Source organism: Mycobacterium celatum (assembly GCF_002101595.1).
Lineage (GTDB): Bacteria > Actinomycetota > Actinomycetes > Mycobacteriales > Mycobacteriaceae > Mycobacterium > Mycobacterium celatum.
The window spans coordinates 180,621-203,697 of record NZ_LQOM01000014.1; the positions used below are offsets into that span (position 1 = coordinate 180,621).

At 69.6% G+C, this 23,077-nt stretch carries 8 protein-coding genes and 2 pseudogenes; 2 read left to right on the forward strand and 8 right to left on the reverse strand.

Going from position 1 to position 23,077, the window contains the following annotated elements; translation table 11 throughout:
* Positions 1–7: 7 nt before the first annotated feature.
* Together AWB95_RS03245 and AWB95_RS23450 are read right to left on the reverse strand one after the other, a co-directional pair.
* On the reverse strand, positions 8–12,367 hold the full coding sequence (locus AWB95_RS03245) for a type I polyketide synthase (protein ID WP_085167624.1): 12,360 nt from the start codon (positions 12,365–12,367) through the stop codon (positions 8–10).
* Positions 12,368–12,518: 151 nt separating this feature from the next.
* Entirely contained in the window at positions 12,519–12,857 is a 339-nt protein-coding gene (locus AWB95_RS23450) for a hypothetical protein (protein WP_084707361.1), read from the reverse strand.
* Positions 12,858–13,042: 185 nt separating this feature from the next.
* Between AWB95_RS23450 and rbpA the strand changes: the two genes are divergently transcribed.
* Positions 13,043–13,381, forward strand: coding sequence for an RNA polymerase-binding protein RbpA (gene rbpA / locus AWB95_RS03255; RefSeq protein ID WP_062541468.1), 339 nt, complete (start codon positions 13,043–13,045; stop codon positions 13,379–13,381).
* Between the two features lie 40 nt (positions 13,382–13,421).
* On the opposite strand, the pseudogene AWB95_RS03260 reads toward rbpA, so the two are convergent.
* From AWB95_RS03260 to AWB95_RS03275, 4 genes and pseudogenes are all read right to left on the reverse strand, one after another.
* Positions 13,422–14,251: pseudogene (locus AWB95_RS03260) on the reverse strand (polyprenol monophosphomannose synthase); the annotation flags it as partial.
* An 86-nt stretch (positions 14,252–14,337) separates the two neighbouring features.
* Positions 14,338–16,177: pseudogene (gene lnt / locus AWB95_RS03265) on the reverse strand (apolipoprotein N-acyltransferase); the annotation flags it as partial.
* Positions 16,170–17,702: an amidohydrolase gene (locus AWB95_RS03270; RefSeq protein ID WP_085167635.1), complete on the reverse strand. Its 1,533-nt coding sequence runs from the start codon at positions 17,700–17,702 to the stop codon at positions 16,170–16,172. The pseudogene lnt and the gene AWB95_RS03270, both read right to left, overlap by 8 nt.
* A 70-nt stretch (positions 17,703–17,772) precedes the next feature.
* Positions 17,773–18,201: an FxsA family protein gene (locus AWB95_RS03275; RefSeq protein ID WP_062538553.1), complete on the reverse strand. Its 429-nt coding sequence runs from the start codon at positions 18,199–18,201 to the stop codon at positions 17,773–17,775.
* A gap of 68 nt (positions 18,202–18,269) precedes the next feature.
* Between AWB95_RS03275 and AWB95_RS03280 the strand changes: the two genes are divergently transcribed.
* Positions 18,270–18,980: a dienelactone hydrolase family protein gene (locus AWB95_RS03280; protein WP_062538554.1), complete on the forward strand. Its 711-nt coding sequence runs from the start codon at positions 18,270–18,272 to the stop codon at positions 18,978–18,980.
* Between the two features lie 3 nt (positions 18,981–18,983).
* Here the strand turns inward: AWB95_RS03280 and AWB95_RS03285 are convergent, their stop codons facing one another.
* A complete protein-coding gene (locus AWB95_RS03285) occupies positions 18,984–19,367 on the reverse strand; it encodes a PPOX class F420-dependent oxidoreductase (RefSeq protein WP_062538555.1) in 384 nt (127 codons plus the stop codon).
* Between the two features lie 79 nt (positions 19,368–19,446).
* On the reverse strand, positions 19,447–23,052 hold the full coding sequence (gene cobN, locus AWB95_RS03290) for a cobaltochelatase subunit CobN (protein WP_062538556.1): 3,606 nt from the start codon (positions 23,050–23,052) through the stop codon (positions 19,447–19,449).
* Positions 23,053–23,077: the final 25 nt, after the last annotated feature.

Genomic DNA, 23,077 nt, shown 5'->3' on the forward strand with positions numbered 1-23,077 from the left:
CCTCGGTTTACTCGTCGTCGTCGAGCAGCGCCGCGTTGACCAGGTCATCGAGATCCATGTCAGCGAGGTCTTTTTCGCTGACTTCGGACCCAGCGGTGCCGTCGGTTTCGTTGGCCAAACTCAGCAGCAGGTCCAGCACCCCGGCCTGCCGGAGGCGCTTGACCGGGATCGACGCGACGACGTGCTGGATTTCCGCTTCCCCGGGCGCCGCCTTTTCCGGCACCTGGCCCTCGGCGCCGAGCAGCTCTTGGCGGAAATATCCGGCCAGCGCCGCGGAGTTCGGGTAGTCGAAGATGAGCGTGGGTGATAGCGCCAACCCGGTAGCGGCTTTGAGCCGGTTGCGCATCTCGACCGCGGTCAGCGAGTCGAAACCCAGTTCCTGGAACGCCTTGTCGGGATCGATCGCCTCGGGCGTGGTGTTGCCCAGCACTGTGGCGATGTGCGAGCGCACCAGATCCAGCAGGACGGCATGCTGCTCGTCCTCGGCCAGCCCTTCCAAGCGTTGCAGCAGCGCCGATTTCGACTTGGCGGCGGCCAGCGAGTCGTCGACCTGACGCCGGGCCGGCGCGTTGATCAGGTCGACGAACATCGGCGGCAGGGTGCCGGCGTCATGCTTGGCGCGCAGGGCGGTGAAATCGATGCGGGCCGGCAGCAGGAACGGCTCGTCGACAATCATCGCGGTGTCGAGCAGCGAGAGAGCCTCGCCGGCCGACATGGCCACGATGCCGTCGCGCGCGAACCGAGCGAAGTCGACGGTCCCGAGGTCGCCGGTCATGCCGCTGGCCTGCTCCCACAGCCCCCAGCCCAGCGAGATGGCCGGCCGGCCCTGAGCGCGGCGATGTGCGGCGAGCGCGTCGAGGAACGAGTTCGCCGCCGCGTAGTTGGCCTGTCCGGAGGAGCCCACCAGACCGGCCATCGACGAGAACATCACGAACGCCGACACGTGCAGATCCCGGGTCAGCTCGTGCAGGTTCCACACGGCGGTCACCTTGGCGCGCAACACCGCATCCATCCGTTCCGGCGTCAGCGAGGTCACCACCGCGTCGTCGAGCACCCCGGCGGTATGGAACACCGCCGACAGCGGGCGCTGGAGTTGGCCGACCACTGCGGCCAGCGCGTCGCGGTCGGCCGCATCGCAAGCCACCACCTCCACCTGCGCGCCGGCCTCGCGTAGCTCTGCGGTCAACTCGGCTGCACCCGGTGCGTCCGCGCCGCGGCGGCTCAACAACAGCAGGTGACGCACTCCATGCCGGGTCACCACATGTCGCGCCAGCGCCGAACCCGCCATTCCGGTGCCGCCGGTGATCAACACCGTGCCCGCCGCCCATGCGTCGGGCATCGTCATCACGACCTTGCCGACATGACGGGCCTGGCTCAAATACCGCAACGCCGCCGGTGCACGACGAATGTCAAACCTGGTGACCGGCAACGCCCGCAACGACTTGTTCGCGAACATCGCGGCCAACTCGCTGAGGATCCGCCGGATGTGGTCGGCCCCCGCCTCGAACAGGTCGAAGGCGCGGTAGCGAACCTGCGCGTGGTTGTCGGCGACGACGCCCGGGTCGCGGATGTCGGTCTTGCCCATCTCCAGGAAGATCCCGCCGGGCGCTACCAGCCGCAGCGAGGCGTCGACGAAATCGCCGGCCAGCGAGTCGAGCACCACGTCCATTCCGCGGCCGCCGGTCACGGCCCGGAACTTGTCCTCGAAGTCCAGGGTTCGCGAATCGGCGATGTGGTCGTCGTCGAAACCCATGGCGCGCAACGTGTCCCACTTGCCGCGGCTGGCGGTGGCGAAGACTTCCAATCCCCAGTGCCGGGCCAGTTGCACGGCGGCCATGCCGACACCGCCGGCGGCGGCGTGAATCAGCACCCGCTGACCCGCCTTCACCTCCGCAAGGGTCGACAACGCGTAGTACGCGGTCGCGAACACAACCGGCACGGTGGCTGCGTCGGTGGACGACCAGCCGGCCGGGATTCCGAGCAGCAACCGCTGGTCGGTGGTGGCGACGGTGCCGGTGCCCTCCGGGAACAAGCCGGCCACCCGGTCGCCCACTGCGAATTCGGTGACGCCGGGCCCGATTTCGACGACGACACCGGACGCCTCGACACCCATCTCAGCGTCCTCGTCGGGGTAGAGCCCCAGGGTGATCATGACGTCGCGGAAGTTGGCGGCCATTGCCTCGACCGCAACCCGGACGCGCCCGGACGCCAGCGGCGCGTCGGCGTCGGGCAGCGGCTCCATCAGCAGGTTCTCGAATGTGCCTGGGCTGGAAAGACCTAACCGCCACGGCTGGTCACCGCCAGGCGGCACCAGCAACCCGTCCACCGCGCGGCTGCCGTGCACCCGCGCGATATGGGTGACGCCGCCGCGCACCACCACCTGCGGCTCGCCGACCGCCAAAATCGCCTCGGCGTCAATGTCTCCGTCGACGTCGGCGAGCACCAGCCGTCCGGGGTGCTCGGTCTGCGCCGAGCGCACCAGCCCCCACACCGCGGCGCCGGCCAGGTCGGTGACGACCTCACCCGGCAACGCCACCGCGCCGCGAGTGACGACAACGAGGACACCGGAGTCATGCTCGGACACCCATGACTGCACCGTGGCCAACGCTGCATGCGTGCGCTCGTAGGTGGCTGCCAGCGGATCCCCTGCAGTCGGCGAGGATTCGAAGACCTCGTACGACGGCGTGGCGTCCGCGCCGGCGGCCGCGGGTGACCAGATCACCTCGAACAAGCGATCCGGGCCCGAGCCCGACAGTGCCGCCATCAACTGCTGCTGCGACACCGGTCGGGCCACCATCGCCGACACGGACAGCACCGGCAACCCCAATCCGTCGGCCAGCTCGACCGATACCGATGACGGGCCGGTGGGCGAGATCCGGGCCCGCACCGCGGACGCGCCGGCGGCGTGCAGGCACACCCGTTGCCACGAGAACGGCACCAGCACACCGCTATCCGCGTCAGCGCCGTCAGTGGCCACGATCACCGCATGCAGCGCGGCATCCAACACCGCCGGGTGTACGCCGAATCCCGCAGGTGACACGCCGGCGTTGGCGGGCAGCGACACCTCGGCGAACACCTCGTCGCCGCGGCGCCACATCGCGGTCAGGCCCTGGAACGCAGGGCCGTACCCGTACCCGCGGGCGGCCAGCTGCTCGTACACCCCGGTCACGTCGACCGGTGCTGCGCCGACCGGCGGCCACGCCGACAAGTCTGCGCCGGGTTCGACACTTCCCGAACTGACATGGCCCTCGGCGTGCAATACCCAGCCCGAGCCGGCGTCGGCGCGGGAAAACACCGACACCGCCCGGGAGCCCGTCTCGTCGCAACCGCCGACCACGACCTGCACCGCGACCGAGCCGGTGGCCGGCAATACCAGCGGCGCCGCCAGCATCAATTCTTCGACGACGCCGCAACCGACTTCGTCGCCGGCGCGGATCACCAGTTCCACAAATCCGGCGCCCGGGAACAGGACCACGCCGCCGATCGCGTGGTCGTTCAGCCAGGGCTGCGACGCGGGCGCGAGCCGACCGGTGAGCACCACTCCCCCGGATGCCGGCAGTTCCACCACGGCGCCCAGCAGCGGATGCTCACTGGATTCCAATCCCAGTCCGGCAGCGTCGACCGCGGCGCCGTCGCCGGAAAGCCAGAAGCGCCGTCGCTCAAAGGCATACGTCGGCAATTCGACAAACCGGCCACTGCCCAGCACCTTGCGCCAGTCGACCGCGGCGCCGGACACGAAGGCCTGCGCGGCGGCAGTGGTCAGGCTGGTGGGCTCGGGGCGGTCTTTGCGCAGCATCGGTACCGACACAATGTCGGCGTCGGGCAGCGATTCGTCGATGGAGGCGGTCAGCCCGCCGCCGGGGCCCACCTCGAGGAAGCGGGTGGCTCCCGCCGAATGCGCGAACCGGACGCTGTCGGCGAACCGCACCGCTTGGCGGATGTGCGTCGTCCAATACTGCGCGGACGCGAAGCCGTCGGACGTCAGCTGCCCGGTCACGTTTGAGATGATCGGGATGGTCGGCTGGCCGATAGCGAGACCGCCTGCGACCGTGGAGAACTCGGCGATCATCGGTTCCATCAACGGCGAATGGAAGGCGTGCGACACGGCGAGCCGGTGCGTTCGGCGGCCCATTTCACGTAGACTTTCGGCCACCGCGGCCACAGCTTTTTGGGCGCCCGACACCACCACCGACGTCGGCCCGTTGATCGCCGCGATGCCGACGTCGTCGCCGAGCAGCGGCCGCACTTCCTCTTCGGTGGCCTGCAGCGCGACCATGGCACCGCCGGCGGGCAACGCCTGCATGAATCGGCCGCGCGCGGCTACCAGGACCGCAGCGTTCTCCAGCGACAGCACACCGGCGACGTGCGCGGCGGTCAGCTCGCCGACCGAGTGGCCCATCACGTAGTCGGGACGCATGCCCCAGGATTCCAGCAGCCGGTACAGCGCCACTTCCACCGCGAAGAGCGCCGGCTGCGCGAACTCCGTTGTGTTGAGCACGTTTTCGTCATGCCCCCACATCACTTCGCGCAGCGGCCGCAGCAGATGCCGATCCAGCTCGCCGACGACGGTGTTGAACGCTTCGGCGAACACCGGGTAGGCGGCGTGAAGGCCCATGCCCATGCCCAGCCATTGGGCGCCTTGGCCGGGGAACACGAACACGGTTTTGCCGGCCGGCGTCGCAGCGCCTTGGATGACTGTGCCGGCAGGGTTGCCGTCGGCGAGTTCGGTCAAGCCGGCAAGCAACTGTTCCCGATCAGAGCCGACGACGACCGCCCGGTGCTCGAAGGTCGAGCGGCCCGCCAATGTCCAGCCCACGTCGACGGGGTCAAGTTCGCTATGGTGCCCGACGTATTCGGACAACTGGGCCGCCTGCTTGCCCAGTGCGGCAGCGGTTTTCGCGGAGACCACCCACGGCAGCGCCGGCGGCTTGACGGGGTCTTCGTCCGGCTCCTGCCCCGGCGGGGCAGCCTCGATGATCACATGCGCATTGGTGCCGCTGATCCCGAACGACGAGATCCCCGCACGACGCGTTTTGGCGTCGGCCGGCCATGGCTGCGGTTCGGTGAGCAATGCGATCCGTCCCGCCGACCAATCCACGTGTGGGCTGGGTTCATCCACGTGCAGGGTCGCCGGCAGCATCTGGTGGCGCATCGCCATCACCATCTTGATCACGCCCGCGACACCCGCGGCGGCCTGAGTGTGGCCCATGTTCGACTTGATCGACCCCAGCCACAGCGGCTCGTTGCGGTCCTGGCCGTAGGTCGCCAAAAGTGCTTGCGCCTCAATGGGATCGCCCAGCGTGGTGCCCGTGCCGTGGCCCTCCACGGCATCCACGTCCGCGGGGCTGAGTCCGGCGCTGGCCAGCGCGGCGCGCACCACCCGCTGCTGCGACGGGCCGTTCGGGGCCGTCAACCCGTTGGACGCGCCGTCCTGGTTGACCGCCGACCCGCGCACCACCGCCAGTATCGGATGGCCCAGTCGCTGCGCATCCGAGAGCCGCTCCACGACGAGCATGCCGCCGCCCTCGGAGAAGCCGGTGCCGTCGGCGGCCCCGGCGAACGCCTTGCAGCGACCGTCCGGTGAGAGTCCGCGCCAGCGGCTGAATTCCACAAAAATGTCGGGGGTGGCGTTGATCGTGACACCGCCGGCCAGTGCCAGGTCGCACTCGCCCGAGCGCAGCGACTGCACCGCCATGTGCAGCGTGACCAGAGACGACGAGCATGCGGTGTCCACCGACAGCGCCGGTCCTTCCAGGCCCAGCACGTAGGCGACCCGGCCGGAGGCGACGCTCGACAGCTGGCCGGTCAGCCGGAAGCCTTCGACGGGTTCGGCGGCGAACATGCCGTATCCCTGTGTCATGACACCGGCGAACACGCCGGTGGCGCTGCCCCGGAGACTGGCCGGGTCAATTCCGGCCCGCTCCAACGCCTCCCAGGACAGTTCCAGGAACATGCGTTGCTGGGGGTCCATGGCGAGCGCCTCGCTCGGAGCGACGCCGAAGAAGCCGGGGTCGAAGTCGGCGACGCCGTCGACGAAGCCGCCGGTGCGGGTGTAGCAGGCGCCGGGCACGTCGGGGTCGGGGTTGAACAGCCCGGCCAGATCCCAGCCACGGTCGGAGGGGAACTCCGTGAGCACGTCGCGGCCCTGGGCGACCATGTCCCACAAGTCGTCGGGGCTGTTGACCCCGCCGGGGAACCGGCACGCCATGCCGACGATCGCGATCGGGTCGTCGCCCGTGGCGCGGACCGCCGGGACCTGCTTGATTTCCTGCGGCACACCGGCGAGCTCGGTGCGCATGTAGCCGGCGAGCCTGCTGGGTGTCGGGTAGTCGAAGATGAGAGTAGGCGAAAGTGCCAGCCCGGTAGCGGCTTTGAGCCGGTTACGCATCTCGACCGCGGTCAGCGAGTCGAACCCGAGGTCTGAGAACGCCTTGTCGGGATCGATGGCTTCCGGCGTGGTGTTGCCCAGCACCGTGGCGATGTGCGAGCGCACCAAGCTCAGCAGCATGGCGTGTTGCTCGTCGTCGGACAGGCCGTGCAGTCGTTGCGCCAGAGCGGATTTGGACTTGGTGGCAGCCAGCGACTCGTCGACCCGGCGCCGGGTCGGGGCGGTGATCAGCTCGCTGAACATCGGCGGCATCGCCGCGGCGTGGTTGCGCAGCGCGGCGGTGTCGATGTGCGCCGGCATCAGGAACGGCTCGTCGAGAATCATCGCGGTGTCGAACAGCTGCAGCGCCTCCGCCGACGACAGCGCCTTGACGCCGCTGCGGCTGAGCCGGGCCCGGTCGGCCGCGTCGAGCCCGCCAGTCATCTCGCTGGCCTGCTCCCACAGCCCCCAGCCCAGCGACGTCGCGGGCAGCCGGTGTGCGCGCCGGTGCGCGGCGAGGGCGTCAAGGAAGGAGTTGGCCGCCGCGTAGTTGGCCTGCCCGGAGGAGCCCACCAGGCCGGCCATCGACGAGAACATCACGAACGCCGACACATGCAGATCCCGCGTCAGCTCGTGCAGATTCCACGCCGCGTCGACTTTCGCCCGCAGCACCGGGTCCACCCGGTCGGGGGTGAGCGAGGTGACCACTGCGTCGTCGAGGACGCCGGCGGCGTGGATCACCGCCGACAGCGGATGCTGGACCGGAATGTCGGAGATGACTTTGGCCAAGGCTTCCCGGTCGGCGGCATCGCACGCCACCACCTGCACCTGCGCACCGGCTTCGCGAAGTTCGGCGGCCAACTCCGCCGCGCCAGGAGCGTCGGCGCCGCGGCGGCTCAACAGCAGCAGGTGGCGCACCCCGTGTTCGGCGACGACGTGGCGCGCCAGCGCCGAGCCGGCCATCCCGGTACCGCCGGTGATCAACACCGTGCCCGCCGCCCAGGCGTCCGGCATCGTCATCACGACCTTGCCGGTATGGCGGGCCTGGCTGAGATACCGCAACGCCGCCGGCGCGCGGCGGATGTCGAACGTCGTCACCGGCAATGGCCGTAATACGCCGTCGTCGAACAGCTTTGCCAGCTCGAGCAGGTATTGGTGCATGCGCGGCCGACCGGGTTCGAAGAGGTCGAAGGCGCGGTAGCGCACTCCCGGGTAGCTTTCGGCGACCACGCCGGGATCGCGGATGTCGGTCTTGCCCATCTCCAGGAACACGCCGCCCGGGGCAACAAGCCGCAGTGAGGCGTCCACGAAATCGCCGGCCAGCGAGTCGAGCACCACGTCAAACCCGCGACCGCCGGTGGCCGTGCGGAACTTCTCCTCGAAGTCCAGCGTTCGCGAGTCCGCGATGTGGTCGTCGTCAAAGTCCATGGCCCGCAACGTGTCCCACTTGCCGCGGCTGGCGGTGGCGTAGATCTCCAGCCCCAAATGGCGCGCCAGTTGCACGGCCGCCATGCCGACGCCACCGGTCGCCGCGTGGATCAGCACCCGCTGCCCCGGCCGCACATCGGCCAGGTGCACGAACGCGTAGTAGGCGGTGGTGAAGACAGCCGAGACGCCGGCGGCCTCGGCGAACGACCACTCGGCCGGCATCGGAAGCAACAGCCGGGTGTCGCCGGCGACCAGCGTGCCGCTGGTGTCCGGGAAGAAGCCCATCACCGCATCCCCGACCGCCAATTCGGTGACGCCGGGCGCAACTTCGACCACCACGCCGGCGGCCTCGCCGCCCAGCAGCGCGTCGTGGGTGAACATGCCCAGGGTGATCATCACGTCGCGGAAGTTGGCGGCGATCGCGCGGACCGCGACGCGGACCTGGCCCGGTCCCAGCGGTGCGTCGGCGTTGGGCACCGGCTCGAGCTGCAGATTTTCGAATGTGCCTGCGGCCGAAAGGCCCAACCGCCACGGCCGGTCGCCGTCCGGCGGCACCAGCAGACCGTCGACCGCGCGGCTGCCGCGCACCCGCGGCGTGTACGCCACCCCGTCGCGCAGCAGCACCTGCGGCTCACCGACCGCCAGAATCGTTGCGGCATCGACGGGGCCGTCGACGTCGGCGAGCACCAGCCGGCCGGGATGCTCGGTCTGCGCCGAGCGCACCAGCCCCCACACCGCGGCGCCCGCCAGATCGGTGACGTCCTCCCCCGGCAGCGCCATGGCACCGCGGGTGACGACCACGAGCACGCCCGAGTCGCGTTCGGTCAGCCAGCTCTGCACCGCGGTCAGCGCCGCGTGCGTACGTTCGTAAGCGGCAGTGACGGGATCCTCTGTCGCCGTTAGCGATTCGAAGATCTCATACGACGGCGTAGCCCCGGTACCGGGGGAAGCCGGCGACCACGCCACCTCGAAAAGCCGATCGCCGCCGGAACCGGACACCGCCGCCATCAACTGCTGCTGCGACACCGGGCGGGCCACCATCGCCGACACCGACAACACCGGCAGCCCCAGACCGTCGGCCAGCTCGACCGACACCGCCGACGGGCCCGCCGGGGAGATTCGCACCCGCACCGCCGACGCGCCGGCGGCATGCAGCGTTACGCCCTGCCAGGAGAACGGCAATGCCAGTTCGGCCGTGTCGTGGCCGACGACCAATGCGTGCAGTGCGGCATCCAGCAGCGCCGGGTGCACGCCGAACCCGCTGACTCCCCCGGCTGCCTCCGGCAGGGTCACTTCGGCGAACACCTCGTCGCCGCGGCGCCACATCGCGGTCAAACCGCGAAACGCCGGGCCGTAGCCGTAGCCGTGGGCGGCCAACCGCTCGTAGCCGTCGGCCACGTCGACGGCCGTGGCGCCGGCCGGCGGCCAAGCCGACAAATCCGCCGCCGTCGCAACCGATTCCGAACTCAACACGCCCTCGGCGTGGGTGGTCCACGCCGAATCGGCGTTCTCCCTGGAGAACACCGACACGCTGCGCTTGCCGGCTTCGTCGGCCGCCCCCACAACCACCTGCAACGCCACCGAACCGGAAGCGGGCAGCATCAACGGCGCCTGCAGCGTCAGCTCGTCGACCACCGAACAGCCGACCTCGTCGCCGGCGCGGATGGCCAACTCGACGAACCCCGTGCCCGGAAACACCGTCATCCCCGAGACGGCATGGTCGTTCAGCCAGACCTGCGACGACGGCGACAGCCGGCCGGTCAACACCACACCGCCCGAGTCCGGCCGCTCCACAACCGCTCCCAGCAGCGGATGCTCACTGGACGCCAGGCCCAGACCGGCGGCGTCCAGCGCGGCGCCGTCGCCGGAGAGCCAAAACCGCCGCCGCTCAAAGGCATACGTCGGCAACTCGACAAACTGGCCACCGGGCAGCGCGGCGCGCCAGTCCACGGCGACACCTGACACGAAGGCCTGCGCGGCGGAGGTCAGGAACCTGTCGAACCCGCCGTCGTCGCGGCCGAGGGTGGGAATGACGATGGGGTGCGCGCCGTGGTCGGTGACGGTGTCCTCGATACCGGCGACCAACGCCGGATGCGGGCTGGATTCGATGAAGGTTCGAAAGCCCTGCTGACAGGCGCTGCGGACCGCCTGGTCGAATTCGACGGTCTGCCGGATGTTGCGGTACCAGTAGTCGGCGTCCAATCCAGCGGTGTCGAAAAGACCGCCGGTGACCGTGGAAAAGAATGCGGTGCGCGACGATTGCGGCTCGATGCCGGCCAGTGCGTCGGCCAGCTGGTCGCGGATCGCCTCGACGTCGACGGAATGCGACGCGTAGTCAACGTCGATGCGGCGCGCGCGCAGCTCGCTCTCCGTGCAGTGGCGGATCAGCTCTTCCAGCGCCGGCACTTCACCGGATACCACCACCGCCGACCGCCCGTTGATCGCGGCGATGCTGATCCGATCACCGAAGGGCGCCAACAGCTCTCGCGCTTGTTCGATGTCGCAGGCCAGCGACACCATGCCGCCGCGGCCGGCCAACTCTGTCAGCAATTTGCTGCGCAGCGTGACGACGCGGGCGGCGTCGCGCAACGACAATGCACCCGCGACGTAGGCGGCGGCGATCTCACCCTGCGAATGGCCGATCACGGCGTCCGGGCGCACACCGACCGATCGCCAGAGTTCGGCCAGCGACACCATGACCGCGAACAGCGCGGGCTGCACGACGTCGACCCGGCCGAGGCCAGGCGCGCCCGGTGCGCCGCGCAGCACGTCGATCAGCGACCAGTCGGCGAACTCCCCGAAGGCGTCCGCACAGGCCTGCATGTGTTCAGCGAAAACCGGTGCGGTGTCGAGCAATTCGACGCCCATACCCAGCCATTGCGAGCCCTGGCCCGGGAAAACGAACACGGTCTTGCCGGCCGGTGTCGCCGCGCCCTGGATCACGCCGGCGCCGGGGATGCCCTCGGCCAGTTCGCCCAACCCGGTCAGCAACTGCTCACGATCCGAGCCGACGACGACCGCCCGATGCTCAAAGGTCGACCGGCCCGCCAAGGACCAGCCCACGTCGAGCGGATCCAAGTCCGGGCGGGCGGCCACGAACTCCGACAGCCGGGCCGCTTGCTTACCCAGCGCCGCAGCGCTTTTCGCCGACACCACCCAGGGCAGCACCGCGGGCGTGACGGTCTTGTCGCCAGGCGCCTCCGCGGGCGGCACCGATTCGATGATCACATGCGCATTGGTCCCGCTGATCCCGAACGACGACACCCCGGCGCGGCGCGGCTTGTCGGCCGGCCACGGATGGGGTTCGGTCAGCAACGACACCCGCCCCGCCGACCAGTCCACATGCGGGCTGGGCGAATCCACATGAAGCGTCGCCGGCAGCGTCTCGTGGCGCATCGCTTGCACCATCTTGATCACACCGGCGACACCCGCGGCGGCCTGAGTGTGGCCCATGTTCGACTTGATCGACCCCAGCCACAACGGCTCGTTGCGGTCTTGGCCGTAGGTCGCCAAAAGTGCTTGCGCCTCAATGGGATCACCCAGCGTGGTGCCCGTGCCGTGGCCCTCCACCGCGTCCACCTCGGCCGGGCTGAGTCCGGCGTTGGCCAGCGCGGTGCGCACCACTCGCTGCTGCGACGGGCCGTTCGGGGCTGTCAACCCGTTGGACGCGCCGTCCTGGTTGACCGCCGACCCGCGCACCACGGCCAACACCGGATGGCCCAGCCGTCGGGCATCCGAGAGCCGCTCGACCACCAACATGCCGCCGCCCTCGGACCAGCCGACGCCGTCGGCCGCGCCCGCGTACGGCTTGCACCGGCCGTCCGGCGCGAGCCCGCGATGCCGGCTGAACTCCACGAACACCGTCGGCGTCGCGTTAACCGTCGCTCCCCCGGCCAGGGCCAGGTCGCACTCGCCCGAGCGCAGCGAGGCCACCGCCATGTGCAGCGCCACCAGCGACGACGAACACGCGGTGTCCACCGACACCGCCGGGCCTTCCAGCCCCAGCACATAGGCCACCCGGCCGGTGGCGACGCTGGAGGTCATCCCGGTCAGCCGGTAGCCCTCGATCTCTTCGGCGAGCATGCCGTAGCCCTGGACGATGATCCCGGCGAACACGCCCGTGGCACTGCCGCGCAGCCCGGTCGGGTCAATCCCGGCCCGCTCCAACGCCTCCCACGACAGCTCCAACAGCATCCGGTGCTGCGGGTCGGTGGCCAGCGCCTCGCTCGGCGACACCCCGAAGAAGCCGGCGTCGAAATCCGCGACGCCGTCGACGAATCCGCCGTGCCGGGTGTAGGACTTGTGGGGCGCATCGGGGTCGGGATCGAACAAGCTGGCCAGGTCCCAGCCGCGATCGGTGGGGAACTCCGACATCACGTCTCGGCCCTGGGCGACCATGTCCCATAAGTCGTCGGGGCTTTGGACTCCGCCGGGGAACCGGCAGGACATGCCGACGATCGCGATCGGTTCACCGGACCGTTCCAGCAGCGCGCGGTTTTTGCGCTTCAGCCGCTCCACCTGGACCAGCGCCTTACGCAGCGCTTCGGTCGCATGCTGGAGTTGGTCAGCCATATTTGTTACCCCTCGCCTAACGTCGGTCGCCGAACCCGGAATGCGGCCGAGTCACGAAAGTCGGTGAGCCGGGTGCGCGGCCACTACCGGCCTCGCCCAGCGATCCATGGCGCGACTGTACAGGTCACAGCTTTGAGACGGTCAGTCGCGGTCAGCGCCAGCCGTCGGCCGCCTTGGCCGCCCGCATCAGCGCATCGCACAGCTCGCGCAGTTCGGTCGCGCCGGCTCCCTCGTCGAGCGCGGTGGCGACGTCTTCTGCGGCGCATCGCACCTGATAAACCCGGTCGGACAGGTCGGCGGCCTCGTCGGCGGACAACACGACGGCGTCGGGCGGCAGCGCGGGGCCGTTCGCCCCGTTCATCGAGGCCCGCTGCTCGTAGGCGCGCTGTCGACAGGACTGGCGGCAGTACTGCCGGCGGCGGCCCATCCCGGTGTCGGTCACGTCGCGGCCACACCAGCGGCATGGCTGCGGTCGGGCACGGCGGCTCACGGCCCCGACTTTAACCGTGGCGATCGCAAGCGCGGCGGAGCCGGGCGCAGCGGGTCGCCACGTGAAGGCAGCCGCCGGGTCGCGGTCCCGGTATCATGGGAGGTCGCGTCGTACCGCCCGGGAACTGCGCGGACCGCTACAGCGTTGTCCAGCCCGGAGAGAATTGCACTTAGAGGAGTTTCACGATGGCTGATCGTGTGCTGAGAGGCAGCCGCCTCGGAGCCGTGAGCTACGAGACCGACCGCAACCACGATCTGGCGCCGCGTCAGATTGCGCGGTATCGCACGGAAAACGGCGAGGAGTTCGACGTTCCGTTCGCCGACGACGCCGAGATCCCCGGCACCTGGCTGTGCCGCAACGGGATGGAAGGCACCCTGATCGAGGGTGACCTGCCCGAGCCGAAGAAGGTCAAGCCGCCGCGCACGCACTGGGACATGCTGCTGGAGCGCCGCTCGATCGAGGAACTCGAGGAACTGCTCAAGGAGCGCCTCGACCTGATCAGGTCGCGCCGCCGCGGCAGCTGACCCACCGGCGCTCCAACGCGAGCGTGCGTAAACCCGGCAATTAGTCCGGCGTGTCGACCGGCGACACGCACGCTCGCGGCTGGCGGTTGAGCCGCCCGCTGATCCCCCACTGGGCGACCTTGACCAGCGCTTCGCGGATGTTCGACCCACTCATCTTGGACACCCCGAGTTCGCGCTCGGTGAAGGTGATCGGCACCTCGACGACGGTGAAGCCGTTGCTGACCGTGCGATAGGTCAGGTCGATCTGGAAGCAGTAGCCCTTGGAGTCGACGGCGCTCAGGTCGAGCTTCTCCAGCACCGCGCGCCGGTAGGCCCGGTAGCCGGCGGTGATGTCGTGGACGCCGATTCCCAGCAGCAGGCGTGAATAGGTGTTGGCGACCTTGGACAGCACGACGCGCCGCCACGGCCAGTTGCGGACCGTCCCGCCGTCGACGTAGCGCGAGCCGATGGCCAAGTCGGCGCCGGCGTCCACGGCGTCCAGCAGGCGGTGCAGCTGCTCGGGCGCGTGGCTGCCGTCGGCGTCCATCTCGACCAGCGTGGAGTACTGCCTGCTCAGCCCCCAGGCGAACCCCTCCAGGTAGGCGGCGCCGAGGCCGTTTTTGACCGTGCGGTGCATCACGTGGATCCGCTCGGGATCGGCGGCCGCCAGCTCGTCGGCAAGCTGCCCGGTGCCGTCAGGGCTGCTGTCGTCGACCACGAGCACGTGCACGTCCGGACGGGCATCATGCAAGCGACGCAGGATCAACGGCAAATTCTCCCGCTCGTTGAACGTCGGGATGATCACCAGGGTGCGCTGGCTGGGGCGATCGCCCGTCATATGGCTCCTTCGTCTGGCCCGAACCGGGCGGAATGTCGGCCGCCCTCGTCGGGCGGTTCGTCTACGTCATCGATGTCCTCTGGCGGCTCGTCATCGGATGCGGCCGCGGGCGCGCCTCGTTTCGCCGGGCGGAGCCAGCGACGATTCGGACGCGGGAACCACCCATTGTGCAGTATTCCGGCCAGGATGGCGCCAACGCCCGCCAGGACCAGGATCCACTGCACGATCGGGCCCCAGCGGGTGGCCGGCGTCAGCGCCGTCTTGAGCCGCACCTGGGTGTCCAGGTAAGCCGGCTCGAAGAAATCGGTGCGGCCCAGCTCCCGGCCGTCCGGCGCGATGACCGCGCTGACGCCGACCGTGCCGGCGACTACCACGTAGCGGTCGTGCTCGACGGCGCGCACCTTGTCGAACGCCAGCTGCTGCTCGCTCATGGTCTGGTCGAAGGTGGCGTTGTTGCTGGGCATGGCCAGCACCTGGGCCCCGTTGCGCACCGATTCTCGCGGGGCGCGATCGAAGATCACCTCCCAGCAGGTGGCCACCCCGACCGGGATGCCGGCGGCGTGCACCACCCCGCTGCTCTGGCCCGGCACCATGTGCCCGGCCCAGGCGGCGAACCCGGACAGGTGCTTGAAGAGCCATGGCCACGGCAGATACTCCCCGAACGGCTGGACGATCTGCTTGTCGTGGCGTTCGGCCGGCCCGCTGCCCGGATTCCAGACGATCACGGTGTTGGTGTAGGCCCGCTGGTCCGGCGGCCCGTTAGGTACGTCGAGCACGGTTCCGACCAGGATCGGCGCGCCGATCGCCGCCGCCGCCGCCGTGATCAGCTGACCGGCGTCGGGATTGGCCAGCGGATCGATATCCGACGCATCTTCGGGCCAGACGACGAACTGAGGCTGCGGGGCGCGACCGGCGTGCACGTCGTCGGTCAGCCGCCGCGTCTCCCGAACGTGGTTGTCGAGCACCGCCCGGCGCTGGGAGTTGAAGTCCAGGCCGAGTCGCGGCACGTTGCCCTGGACCGCGGCGACGGTGACGACGGGCTCGTTGCCCGCGCCCGTTCCGGAACGTCGGACCGACGGCCAGACGGCGATCGTGGCGAACAGCACCACGCAGATGCAGACGGTCGGCAGCATGACCGCCGGAACACGCTCCGGCCGATGCGGGCTTTGCCACCAGGTCACGATCTCGCCCGCCATCGCGGTCGCGGAGCAACCGATCAGCACGATCCCCAGCGACAGCAGCGGCGGGCCGCCGAGCCGGACCAACGGCAGGAAGGGGCCATCGGTTTGACCGAATGCGACGACGCCCCAGGGGAATCCACCGAACGGGCCGGTCGACTTCAACCACTCCTGAGCCACCCACACCGGCGCGAACCACACCGGCCAGCCAGGCAACCGGCGCGCCGCGACGGCCGAGATCCCGAAGATGGCAGGGAACACCGCAGACACCGTCGCCAGCGCCATCCAGGGCATCGCGCCGACCAGGCTGCCGATCCAGGGCAGCAGCGGCAGGTAGAACGTCAGCCCGAACAAGAAGCCGTAGCCCAGTCCGCCCGCCGGTGTGGTCGCGGGCCGGGTCAGCACCCAGGCCAGCAGCGCAAACGAGACGACGGCGGCCCACCACCAGTTGGTCGCCGGAAAGCTGGCGTAGAGCAGCAGAGCCGCGGCGACCGTGGCGCTCAGCCGCAGCAGTCGCGGCTTGAGCGCGTCGACGATCCCCGGCAGCCGCGCCAGCACTGCGGGACCGAGCGCGGCAAGCCGGGCGCGGATCGCCTGGCCCAGCGCCGAGCCGGTCCGCTCGGACGGATCGGGACCATCGTCGAACTCATCACTGTCGTCACCGGCGTCGATGTCGTCGAAGTCGTCGAACTCGTCGTCCTCGTCCGGCACCGGGATTTCGCCGGTGTCGTCGTCGCTGACGAGCGGAAGGATCTCGGTGGCGTCATCGATCCGGTCGAAGCGCCGCCTTTCTTTAGGCATAGATGACCGCACCCCGGTGGACGGTTTGCCGGCAGCGCGGTAACGCCTCACCAGGGTCCATGCGTGGCAACGCGGGCACCCTCGAGCGCGGGTCGGTCGACCAGCGCTGGACGGCGGTGTCGGGGGCGGCGACGTCGAGTTCGCCGACTTCCCACACCGCAAAGGACGCGGGCGCGCCGGGCACCAGGGTGCCGGTCAGCCCGTCGCGGACCCCGGCGGCGCGCCAACCTCCGCGAGTGGCAGCGGCGAACGCCGCCCGCACGGACACCGCGCTGTCCGGGGTGCGGTGATGAGCCGCGGCCCGCACGCTCGCCCACGGATCGAGGCCCGTCACCGGGGCGTCGGATCCGAACGCGAGGGGCACGCCTTGGGATGCTAACAGCGCAAAGGGGTTCAGTCGGCTACCTCGATCGATACCCAGACGGCGGGCGTACATGCCGTTGCTGCCGCCCCACAACGCATCGAAGTTCGGCTGCATGCTGGCGATGACGCCCCACGCACCGAGCTTGGCCGCCTGTTCGGCCGTCACCATCTCCAGATGCTCCAATCGGTGCCCGCAGCGGGCGACCGCGACGGTCCCGAGCTCGTCGACCACCCGCTCGAACGCGGCGACCGCCGCCGACACCGCGGCATCGCCGATGACGTGGAAACCCGCCGTCACTCCTGCCTCGGTGCAGGCCCGTAGGTGGGCCGTCATCACCTCCGGCTCGAGGTAGCAGTTGCCTGCAGTCTGCGGTGCGTCGGCGTACCGCTCGTGCAGCCAGGCGGTGCGAGAACCCACCGCGCCATCGACGAACAGGTCACCGGCCAGCCCGTGCGCACCTGTCTCGGTCACCAGTTCGCGGGCGCGCGACGCGGTGCTCACCGCTTCGCCCCAGTAGCCGATCACGTCGACGCCGTGCTCGACGGCGTGCAGTGCCTGCCAGTCATCAAGGCCGCCGATTTCCGGGCCTGCGCACTCGTGCACCGCAACGATGCCCGCCGCGGCGGCGGCGTCCAGCGCGGCGGTCCGGGCTTCGGCCAGTTGAGCGCTGCTGAGCAGGTCGCGCGCCACGGCCCGAACCAGGTGATGCGCGTCGCCGGTCAACGGCCGCTGGGCGGCGAAGCCCTCGGCCGCCGCCAACTCCGGAACCCGTCGTCGCAGCGCGGTCGAGGCCAGCGCGGAATGCACGTCGATGCGGCTCAGGTAGGCGGGTCGGTCGCCGAGCAGGCCATCGAGTTCGGCCGTGGACGGCGGGCTGCCGTCCGGCCACGCGGATTCGTCCCAGCCGTGGCCCCACACCAGCTGGTCGGGATGCGCGGCGGCGTGGCCGGCGATCAGCTCCAGGCAATGCCGCCGCGACGTGGCCGTGCGCAGGTCCAGGCCGGTCAGCGTCAGGCCGGTGGCAGTGACGTGGATGTGGCTGTCAACGAACGCGGGCGCGACGAAGCCGCCGTCGAGCTGGACGATGTCGGCGTCGGGAAACTGGCCGCGGCCGACGTCGTCGCTGCCCAGCCAGGCGACCACGCCGTCGCGGATCGCCATCGCGGTGGCGTCGGGATGGGTCGGGCTGTGCACCCGGCCGTTCAGCAACAGCGTTGTCACAGCCGCAAAACTAGGGCAGCCGGGGCGGCTCGACGTCGATTACGTCGATGACCTCCCCGTCGATGACGTCGGGCCGGACGGGCCGGTTCGTAGTGACCAGCGGCCGGCCGATGCGGCGGGCAACCATCGCGACCACCAGCGGGCGGGCGACTGTTCGCGTGAGCGGCAGGAGCAGCAGCAGCCCGACGGCGCTGGTGACCAGTCCCGGGACGACGAGCAGCGCGGCACCGACGGCGGTCAGCGCGCCGTCGGTCACCGGGCTGCGGCCCGACACCAGGTCTGTGAGTTGGCGCTTGACCCGGGAACCGGCCAACGCGGTGCCGGCGACGACGCTGCCCAGCAGCACCAGCAGCGTCCACCCGAGCCCGATCGTGTGGGCCAGCGTCACCACCACCGCCAGCTCGACCAGGACGTAGACGAAAAACAGTCGCGACACCATGTGATGCCAACGCTTCCGGCCGCCGCGGGAGTTCCGTCGCAACGCGCAGCGCGGTTAGATGTCTTTTCGTGACGACAATCCAGATGGACACCCCGGCCGGGCCGATCGACGCTCTGCTCGATGTTCCCGACGGGCAGGGCCCCTTTCCGGGCGTGGTGGTGATTCATGACGCCATCGGCTACGGACCGGACAAAGAGTCGATCAACGATCACATCGCCGCGGCGGGATACATCGCGATCACCCCGAACCTGTTCGCGCGCGGTGGCCGGGCGCGCTGCGTCCCCAAGGTCATGCGGGAGCTGCTGACCCAACGCGCCGGTCGGGCGCAGGACGACATCCTGGCTGCCCGCGACCATCTGCTGTCGATGCCGCAATGCTCCGGCAAGGTCGGTATCGCAGGTTTCTGCATGGGCGGCCAGTTCGCATTGGTCATGTCGCCCAAGGGTTTTGGCGCCTCAGCACCGTTCTACGGCACCCCGCTGCCGCGCCACCTCGACGAGGCGCTGGACGGGGCATGCCCGATCGTGGCCAGCTTCGGCAGCCGCGACCCCCTGGGTATCGGGGCTCCCACGAAGCTGCAGCGGGTTCTGGAGCAGAAGGCTATTCCCAACGACGTCAAGGTCTATCCGCGCGCCGGGCATAGCTTCGCCAACAAGCTGCCGGCCCAGCCGCTGCTTCGCATCACCGGTTTCGGCTACAACGAGGCCGCGACCCAGGATGCGTGGGCGCGGGTCTTCGCGTTCTTCAGGGAGCACCTGCAAACGGACGGCGCGGGGTAGGCCTCAGCTCGCGGCGCTGAGCTCGATTCCGACGTTCTTTTCCATGCCGCCGCGCATTTTGCTGAAGAAGTTGAACACCGCGCCGACGATTCCGTACTTCTCGCCGATGGCCTGATAGACCGAGCCGTTGTAGGTCTTGGCGAGGATGGTCGCGGTGGCCTCGATCGCCTCACTCTTGGGGCGGCCACGTAGGTCGCAGATCGCCAGCGTCACCCGCGGGGTGTTGCGGATCCTCTTGACCTTCCACGACGTTTCCTCGCTGATGACCAGCAACCGGTCTCCGTCGGGCGCCGCCCACACCGGAGTCGGCTTGGCTCGTCCGTCCTTGGTGAAGGTGGTCAACAGGACATAGCGCGACTTGGCGATGTCGGCAAAAGTGGGCGGCACGGCCCCGAATCTACCGGCGAGCAGCCGCAAATGACCGTAAACGGGCCGGTTTTCCGGACTTTCGCGTCTGGTGGGCGGCCTAGCCCTCGAGGTCGCCTTCGGTTTCCAGCAGCACCTGACGCAGCCCGTCGAGGGTGTCCGGTTGGGGGTCGGCCCACATGCCGCGGCTGACGGCCTCCAGCAACCGTTCGGCCATCCCGTGCAGCGCCCACGGATTGGATTCGGCCATGAATTTGCGGTTCTGCGCATCGAGCACATAGGCCTCGGTGAGCTGTTCGTACATCCAGTCGGCCATCACGTGTGCGGTCGCGTCGTAGCCGAACAGGTAGTCGACTGTCGCGGCCATCTCGAAAGCACCCTTGTAGCCATGCCGGCGCATCGCGGTCATCCAGCGCGGGTTGACGACGCGGGCGCGGAACACCCGGGTGGTTTCCTCCGACAGCGTGCGGGTGCGAACGGCGTCGGGACGGGTGTTGTCGCCGATATACGCGGCGGGCGCCTGTCCGGTCAGCGCCCGCACGGTGGCGACCATGCCGCCGTGATACTGGAAGTAGTCGTCGGAGTCGGCGATGTCGTGCTCGCGGGTGTCGGTGTTCTTGGCGGCCACCGCGATGCGCCGGTAGGACCGGTTCATGTCGTCGGTGGCTTCGCGGCCATCCAGACCGCGGCCATAGGCAAATCCGCCCCACGCCGTGTACACCTGCGCCAGGTCGGCGTCGTCGCGCCAATTGCGGCTGTCGATCAGCTGCAGCAGCCCCGCTCCATACGTCCCCGGTTTGGAGCCGAAAATCCTTGTGGTAGCGCGTCGTTCGTCACCGTGCTGCGCCAGGTCAGCCTGCGCATGGGCGCGCACATAGTTGTCGTCGTCGGGCTCGTCGAGGTCGGCGACGAGGCGCACCGCGTCGTCGAGCATCGTCACCACGTGCGGGAAGGCGTCGCGGAAGAAGCCGGAGATCCGCACGGTCACGTCGATGCGGGGGCGGCCCAGCTCGGACAGCGGGATCGGCGTCAGGCCGACGACCCGTCGCGATGCGTCGTCCCAGACCGGCCGAACCCCGAGCAGCGCAAGCACTTCGGCGATGTCGTCGCCGGCGGTGCGCATCGCCGAGGTGCCCCACACCGACAGCCCGACCGACCGCGGCCAGTCGCCGTAGTCGGCGCGGTAGCGGTCCAGCAGCGAATCCGCCATCGCCACACCGGTTTCCCATGCCAGTCGCGACGGCACCGCCTTGGGGTCGACGGAGTAGAAGTTGCGTCCGGTGGGCAGCACGTTGACCAGGCCGCGCAGCGGCGAGCCCGACGGCCCGGCCGAAATGAATCTACCGTCCAAAGCCCTTAGTACCTGGTCGATTTCGGTACATGTGCCGGCCAATCGCGGCACCACCTCGGTCGCGGCGAACCGCAACACCGCGGCGACGGCGGGGTCGTCGGTGAGCCGGTCTGCGGCGTCGGGATCCCAGTCCGTGTCCTGTAACGCCCGGACCAGTTGGCGCGCCGCCGCTTCAACCTCGTCGACCGATGCCCGCTCGTCGGTGCCGTCCTCGGCGAGCCCCAGCGCCTGCCGCAGCCCGGGCACCGAATGCTCACCGCCGAAGAGCTGACGGGCCCGCAAGATCGCCAGCACCAGATCCAGTTCCTGCTCGCCAGTGGGCTTTTGGCCGAGGATGTGCAGGCCGTCGCGGATCTGGACGTCCTTGATCTCGCAGAGCCAGCCGTCGACGTGCAGCAGCAGGTCGTCGAACTGCTCGTCTTCCGGCCGTTCGGTCAGCCCCAGGTCGTGGTCCATCTTCGCGGCCCGGATCAGCGTCCAGATCTGCTGGCGGACGGCGGGCAGCTTGGCTGGGTCCAGCGCGGCGACGGTGGCGTGTTCGTCGAGCAGTTGCTCCAATCGGGCGATGTCGCCGTAGGTTTCGGCGCGGGCCATCGGCGGTATGAGGTGGTCGACCAGCACGGCGTGCGCGCGCCGCTTGGCCTGAGTGCCCTCGCCGGGGTCGTTGACCAGGAACGGGTAGACCAGCGGCAGATCCCCGAGTGCGGCGTCGGACGCGCAGGCCGCCGACATGCCCAGCGTCTTGCCGGGCAGCCACTCCAGATTGCCGTGCTTGCCCAGATGCACGACGGCGTGGGCACCGAACCCGGTGTGCAGCCAGTGGTAGGCGGCCAGATAGTGGTGGCTGGGCGGCAGGTCGGGGTCGTGGTAGATCGCCACCGGGTTGTCCCCGAATCCCCGCGGCGGCTGCACCATCAGCACGATGTTGCCGGCTTGCAGTGCGGCGATGACGATTTCGCCGCCGGGGTCGTTGCTGCGGTCGACGAACAGTTCGCCCGGGGGCGGCCCCCAATGCTGCTGCACCGCGTCGGTGAACTCGCTGGGCAAGGTGGCGAACCAGGCGCGGTAATCCTTGGCGGAAAACCGAATCGGGTTACCGGCCAACTGTCCGTCGGTCAGCCAGTCGGGATCCTGTCCGCCGCGTTGGATCAGCGCGTGCACCAGCGCGTCACCGTCTTGCGCGTCGACGCCGGGCAGTTCGCCGATGCGGTATCCGTGCTCGCGCATCGCTCTTAGCAGCGCGACGGCGCTGGCCGGGGTGTCCAGTCCGACGGCGTTGCCGATCCGGGCGTGCTTGGTCGGATAGGCAGAGAACACAACCGCTATTCGCTTGTCGGCGTTGGGAATCCGGCGTAGCCAAGCATGCCGGACGGCCAGCCCGGCGACGCGCGCGCAACGCTCCGGGTCGGCGACATAGGAGATCAGTCCCTCGTGGTCGATCTCCTTGAACGAGAACGGGACCGTGATGATGCGCCCATCGAACTCCGGGACGGCCACCTGGCTGGCGACGTCGAGTGGGCTCAGGCCGTCGTCGTTGTCCTGCCATTGCCGCCGCGAACTGGTCAGGCACAAACCCTGCAGGATCGGAATGTCCAGTGCGGCCAGGTGTTCGACGTTCCAGGAGTCGTCACCGCCTGCGGCTGCGGTTGCCGGTGTGACTCCGCCGGCGGCCAGCACGGTGACCACCATCGCGTCGGCGTGCGACAGCCTCTCCAGCATCTCGGGTTCGGCGGTGCGCAGCGACGCGCAGTACACCGGCAGCGGCCGTCCGCCGGCGGCTTCGATCGCCTGACACAGCGCCTCGACATAAGCGGTGTTGCCGGCCAGCTGCTGGGCGCGGTAGTACACCACCGCGATCGTCGGGCGGGTCGCAGCGGGTCGGCCCGAATCAGACGGGCCGATCGCAAGTGCGGCGGCTGGGCGGTTCATCACCCCCCAAGTCGGCGTCCTCTGTGGCGGCGTGAACCCGAAACCGGTCATCAACAGGGTGTCGGAGAGAAAAGCGTGCAGCTGGCGCAGGTTCGGCACGCCGCCGTGCGCCAGATAGATGTGGGTCTGCAGCGCGATCCCCGCAGGCGTCGTGGAGCGTTCCATCAGATCGGCGTCCGGCGACTGCTCGCCGCTGACCACGACGGCCGGGACACCGCTGGCCAACACCGCGTCGATGCCGTCCTGCCAGCTCCGATAGCCGCCGAGGATCCGCACCACCACGATATCGGCGGCTTCCAGCAGCGCCGGCAACTCGTCGGGCAGCAGCCGCGCCGGGTTGGCCCACCGGTAGTTGGCGCCGCTGGCACGGGCCGTGATCAGGTCGGTGTCGGACGTCGACAACAGCAGTACGGTGGGATCGGGCACTCGTCATTCGTACCGTAGGCCGGCC

Coding starts and splice junctions, on each gene's coding strand:
- AWB95_RS03245 (WP_085167624.1), bottom strand. CDS start 12,367: ATGGCTGACCAACTCCAGCATGCGACCGAAGCGCTGCGTAAGGCGCTG.
- rbpA (WP_062541468.1), top strand. CDS start 13,043: ATGGCTGATCGTGTGCTGAGAGGCAGCCGCCTCGGAGCCGTGAGCTAC.
- AWB95_RS03270 (WP_085167635.1), bottom strand. CDS start 17,702: ATGGCGATCCGCGACGGCGTGGTCGCCTGGCTGGGCAGCGACGACGTC.
- AWB95_RS03275 (WP_062538553.1), bottom strand. CDS start 18,201: ATGGTGTCGCGACTGTTTTTCGTCTACGTCCTGGTCGAGCTGGCGGTG.